Consider the following 5,476-nt stretch of genomic DNA (forward strand, 5'->3'; position numbering starts at 1 on the left):
GAACGAGGTATGACGGCGGGCATTGCTGTCGAACGGCGAAATWCGMACCAGGCGATGRACRCCCGATTCCGTCTTCAGCCAGCCATAGGCATTGTGKCCCTTGATSAGCAGCGTGGCSGACTTGATGCCKGCTTCTTCGCCGTCATGSAYTTCCAGCACYTCRACYTTRAAGCGACGCCGTTCGGCCCAGCGCGTGTACATGCGCAAMAGCATCGAGGCCCAGTCCTGGCTCTCGGTGCCGCCGGCGCCGGCATGGACTTCGAGATAGGTGTCGTTGGCGTCMGCCTCGCCCGACAGCAGCGTYTCSACCTGRCGGGCCTTSGCCTCGCCCTGCATGGAGCGGATCGCCGCCTCAGCCTCGGCGATGACGCCCTCGTCGCCCTCTTCCTCGCCGAGCTCGATCAGGCCGATATTGTCTTCCAGCGCTTGCGTCAGACCCTTGACCGACGCGATGCCTTCCTCGAGGCCCTGGCGTTCGCGCATCAGCTTCTGCGCTTCCAGCGGTTCGTTCCAGAGGCTGGCGTCCTCGGCGCGGACATTCAGGTATTCAAGCCGCTTTATGGCCTGATCCCAGTCAAAGATGCCTCCTCAGCAGGGTTATCGCCTGCCTGATCTCGTCGACAATATTCTGCGTTTCCGCGCGCATGGCCTGGTATTTTGTCCTGTTGCTGAAGTGACACTTCGGTCGGCGCGATACATAGGGACGGCGCCGCCATGTGTAAAGCGAAATGGGCCGGCCCCGAGGCCAGCCCAGCAGTCGGCATTTGACCCGTCAGTAGAGGCCGCCGCCACCGTCCTGGATGGCCTGGTTGGCCTGCGGCGACAATGGGCCGCCCGACGCGTTGGAGCCGTCGGCGCCCATGCCGATCACCCAGTAGCTGTCGGCGGGACCAGTGCCCGGCTTGAAGGCCTCGATGATGGTGCCCGGATCGCCCGACGCGGCACGCATGCCGGTCTTGCGATTGATGGCGACCAGGTTCATGCCGTCAGGAACCTTGAAGTCGACATTGGGCGTGCCGTCCAGCGCCACACGCATGAAATCCTTGAAGATCGGGGCGGCGAGACCGCCGCCGGTGGCGCCATGGCCAAGGCCGCGCGGCGTGTCATAGCCCATGTAGAGACCGACCACGAGGTTCGGCGTGTAGCCGATGAACCAGGCGTCCTTCTCGTCGTTGGTGGTGCCGGTCTTGCCGGCGATGTGGCGGCCTAGCTCACCGATGGTGGCGCCGGTACCGCGTTGCACCACGCCTTCCATCATCGAGGTGATCTGGTAGGCGGTCATCGGATCGAGCACCTGCTCGGAAGTGTCGACCAGTTCCGGCTCCGGCTGGTTCTTCCATTCAGGCGCGTTGCAGCCTTCGCAGCCACGCTCATCCTGCTTGAACACGGTCTTGCCGTAGCGGTCCTGGATGCGGTCGATCAGCGATGGTTTGATCGATTTGCCGCCATTGGCCATGATCGAATAGGCCGAAACCATGCGCATGACGGTCGTCTCGCCGGAGCCCAGCGCCATCGGCAGATACGGCGCCAGATGGTCATAGACGCCGAAGCGCTCGGCATATTCGACGACCAGCTTCATGCCCATGTCGTTGGCAAGCCGCACCGTCATCAGGTTGCGCGACTTTTCGATGCCGGAGCGCAGCGTTGCCGGCCCGGCGACGGTGCCGTCATAGTTCTTCGGCGTCCAGGTCGTGTTGCCGCTCTGGATGGTGATCGGTCCGTCCATGATCACCGAGGCCGGCGTATAGCCGTTGTCGAGCGCGGCCGAATAGACGATCGGCTTGAACGAGGAGCCCGGCTGGCGCATGGCCTGGGTGGCGCGGTTGAATTCCGACTGCGAATAGGAGAAGCCGCCGACCATGGCCAGCACGCGGCCGGTGTGCGGATCCATCGCGATCAGGCCACCTTCCACCTCGGGAACCTGACGCAGGCTGTAGGTATTGTCGGAACCATCGTTCTTCTGCACGAAGATGACGTCGCCCGGCTTCAGCACGTCGGCCGGCGACTTGGCCTTGACTGTCTTGCCGTCGACCAGATGGCGCATGGCGAAACCCATGTCATCCTTGCTGACSGTGCCTTCGACRCGTTCCTTGACGATCTCACCCGACGCCTGGCGTGCGGGTTGCAGGCCGATCGAGAGGCCGGTCGCCGAGGAGTCGAGCACGACGGCGAGCGACCATTCGGGAACGTCTTCCAGCCCCTTGACGGCGCCCAGCGGGACGCCCCAGTCGCTCGACACGTCAATCGACGTCACCGGCCCGCGATAGCCGCGCAGCGTGTCGTATTTCATCAAACCGTTCTGCATCGCCTTACGGGCGATGAGCTGAACCTTCGGATCAAGGGTCGTGCGAATGGAAAGACCGCCCTCGTAGAGCGCATTCTCGCCATAGCGGGCGATGATCTGGCGACGAACCTCTTCGGTGAAATACTCGCCCGCGAACAGATAGGAGCCAGTGCGGCGTGGGGCGACACCCAGCGGCTCGGCCTTCGCCTTCGCACCCTCTTCGGGGGTCACGTAACCGTTCTCGACCATCTGGCCGATGACCCAGTTTCGCCGCTCGATCGCGCGATCGGCATGCTTGAAGGGATTGTAGTTGGCCGGACCTTTCGGCAGCGAAGCCAGATAAGCGGCCTCGGCCACGGTCAGTTCGTTCACCGATTTGTCGAAATAGGTGAGTGCCGCGCCGGCGACACCATAGGCGTTGAAGCCAAAGAAAATCTCATTGAGATAGAGCTCAAGGATGCGATCCTTGGAATAGGCCTGTTCGATGCGGAACGAGAGGATGGCCTCCTTGACCTTGCGTTCCAGGGAGCGCTCGTTGGTGAGAAGGAAGTTCTTGGCAACCTGCTGGGTGATCGTCGAACCACCCTGCATCGGTCCACCCGAAACATAGGTGAGCACCGCCCGGCCCAGGCCCGTTATGTCAACACCGGGATGGCTGTAGAAGTTCTTGTCCTCGGCTGACAGAAAGGCCGCCTTGACGCGGTCCGGAATGGCCTGGATCGGCAAATACAGGCGCCGTTCGCGCGCATACTCCGCCATCAGAGAGCCGTCGGAGGCATGAATGCGGGTGGTCACCGGCGGCTCGTACTTGGCCAGCACTTCGTAGTCAGGCAGATCCTTTGCTACATGGCCGATGTAAAGCGCAACGCCCGCCGCAGCCAGAAGGGCCAGCGTCGTGCCGATGCCGAAGAAATAGCCAATGAGACGAATCATACCCGCTCCAGTCCTTGGTTCGGGAATTTCCTAAACGAAGCCGCCTTCCACGCAAGCTTTCGAGCCGGTCCCAATCCGTAATCGAAAACCCATGTCGCCACCATGTGGACAAAATACGGCAAGGCCTGATTTCGTGACCGGCTGCGTGGAATAAAGGCACCGGGTGTTGTCATCCGGCAACGCTGCCCCTGGTTGCAGGCGCCGCCAGGCATGTCAGCCTCCAGTTCCTGGTCCGACCCGGGCGGAAGCGAACAGCGCGACGGCGTTGGTGATGCTTTGGGCGGCCTTGCCGCGCCATTCGGCGTCGAGCAGCTGCGCCTCGTCCTTGGCATTCGAGAGATAGCCGAGTTCGACCAGAACGGACGGCACGTCTGGTGCTTTGAGCACCTTGAACCCGGCGGAACGCTGCGGATTGTTGATCAGGCCGACACTGGTCGACAGCTGGCCGACCAGCGTGTGGGCGAAACTCATCGAAAAAGTGTGCGTCTCGCGGCGGATCAGGTCGATCAGGATGTCGGTCACTTCCTTGTTATCGTCCTTGATGACCATGCCGGCGAACTGGTCGGAGAGATTTTCGCGGTCGGCAAGCGCCTGCGCCTGGGGATCCGACGCCTTGTCGGAAACGGTGTAGACAGTGGCGCCGCGGATGCCCTTGACGCTGATTGTGTCGGCATGGATCGAAATCAGCAGGTCGGCTTCATGCTGGCGGGCAATGCGCACGCGGTCGTCCAGACGCAGATATTCATCGGTGTCACGGGTCATGAAGACATCGTATTTGCCAATCGCGGCGAGCTTGTCGCGCAGCTCCGTGGCGAAGGCCAGCGTGACGTTCTTCTCAATGGTGCCGTTCAGGCCCTCGGCGCCGCCGTCGACGCCGCCATGGCCGGGATCGATGACGACGGTGAAGCGGTGGCCCGGATTGGAGACCGGCCCGGTACCAACCCGCCCGCCCTTGTCGGTCGAAACCGTCGAGCCGGTGGTCAGCGCCTGGTTAGCAAGGGCGACGTCGAACTCGCGTTCGGAGGCGGCCGACATGTCGATGGCAATGCGGTAACCGGTTCCATCCTCATTCTTGAGCACATCCAGCTTGTCGACGGCGAACGGTCCCTTGCCGGTGAGGATGAGCCGCGAAACGCCCTCGCCGAGCGCGCCCAGGCGCACGCCCTTGACCAGGCCGCGTGGCTTCAAATCCTTGGCGTCAATGGCCAGCCTGGTATTCGCCAGATCGATGACCAGACGATTGGGTCCGCGCAGCAGGAACCACTTGATGTCCGGTTCGCGATCGAAATCCATGACGATGCGCATCTTGGTGGCATCGCCGGCCATCTTGTAGCCTTTCGCCACCAGTGGCGCGTCTGCGGCGTTGGCAACGGGGGAAAAGGCCTGGGAAATCGCCAAGAGCATCAAGAGACAGAAGGCGTGCAGAATCCGGCCGCCAACACGACATCCCTTGTCTGTGAAGTCTGCCAGTCCCATTTCTCTTCCAGTCGCTCCCGGTTTGGCGCCWGGCGCCSKCTCGTTTCGTCGAAGTGCCGGTTAGGCCGCGAACTCGATTAAYGATTGGTATMCAGAGAAGGTTAACCAAGCCTTTTCATGCAAGGTTCGGAACCCAGGCTTACGCTACGGAACTGCTTTTTGCCGGCATCGGAAATCGGGGTTGCCTTCCACCCCGTCAAATCATAAAAGCGATAGTGGATCACTGCAATCCTGGAACCGCCCTCCTCCGCAGCTTCCTGCTACAGGGTCAGATGAAAAGGCGGCTCCTTTCGCTTCACGCGAAAAGGGTTCAGGTGATTGCGACGAATTTCGCAGGCGTGCTCCCGTGGCGGGGGAATCACCTGCGTGAGGAAAACGGCCGGGTTTGTTCCCGTGCCGGCTCTGTATGAGCAAACAAGCTGGTCCGGTTTCCGGGCTTTGGTTCAAAAGGTTCTGCTGGTGACGATGGCTTCAAGCGCAATCATGGAAAGGTCCGCATCAAACCGCGCCATTATGGCTGCGGGCGGCACCGCCATGRCGCKCAGGCRSCGTCCGGCGGACATTCAGACATCCGGCACCCACACTCCAGACACGCAGCRGCGGGCTYTGCCWYGCAAGCTGCRGCTGRCGGCTGCCGGGRGGAAACGAAATAATGCCCAACAAAATGCTGATAGACGCCTCCCACCCGGAGGAAACACGCGTTGTCGTCGTACGCGGTAACCGTATCGAAGAATTCGACTTTGAATCCCAGGACAAGAAGCAGCTCAAAGGAAACATCTACCT

At 61.7% G+C, this 5,476-nt stretch carries 2 protein-coding genes and 1 pseudogene; all 3 read right to left on the bottom strand.

The window, feature by feature from the left end; all coding sequences use genetic code 11:
- A pseudogene (locus tag AC1DX0_RS30350) lies at positions 1-646 on the bottom strand (PCRF domain-containing protein); the annotation flags it as partial.
- Positions 647-772: 126 nt separating this feature from the next.
- Complete coding sequence (locus AC1DX0_RS30355; RefSeq protein WP_477221401.1) at positions 773-3,217, bottom strand: penicillin-binding protein 1A; 2,445 nt, start codon at positions 3,215-3,217, stop codon at positions 773-775.
- A gap of 213 nt (positions 3,218-3,430) precedes the next feature.
- Entirely contained in the window at positions 3,431-4,693 is a 1,263-nt protein-coding gene (locus AC1DX0_RS30360) for an N-acetylmuramoyl-L-alanine amidase (RefSeq protein ID WP_477221400.1), read from the bottom strand.
- Between the last annotated feature and the right edge of the window lie 783 nt (positions 4,694-5,476).

The organism is Mesorhizobium sp. P3_A9, assembly GCF_056402975.1.

What these genes read in the sequence shown, in the direction of transcription:
- AC1DX0_RS30360 (WP_477221400.1), bottom strand. Translation starts at nt 4,693, where the DNA reads ATGGGACTGGCAGACTTCACAGACAAGGGATGTCGTGTTGGCGGCCGG.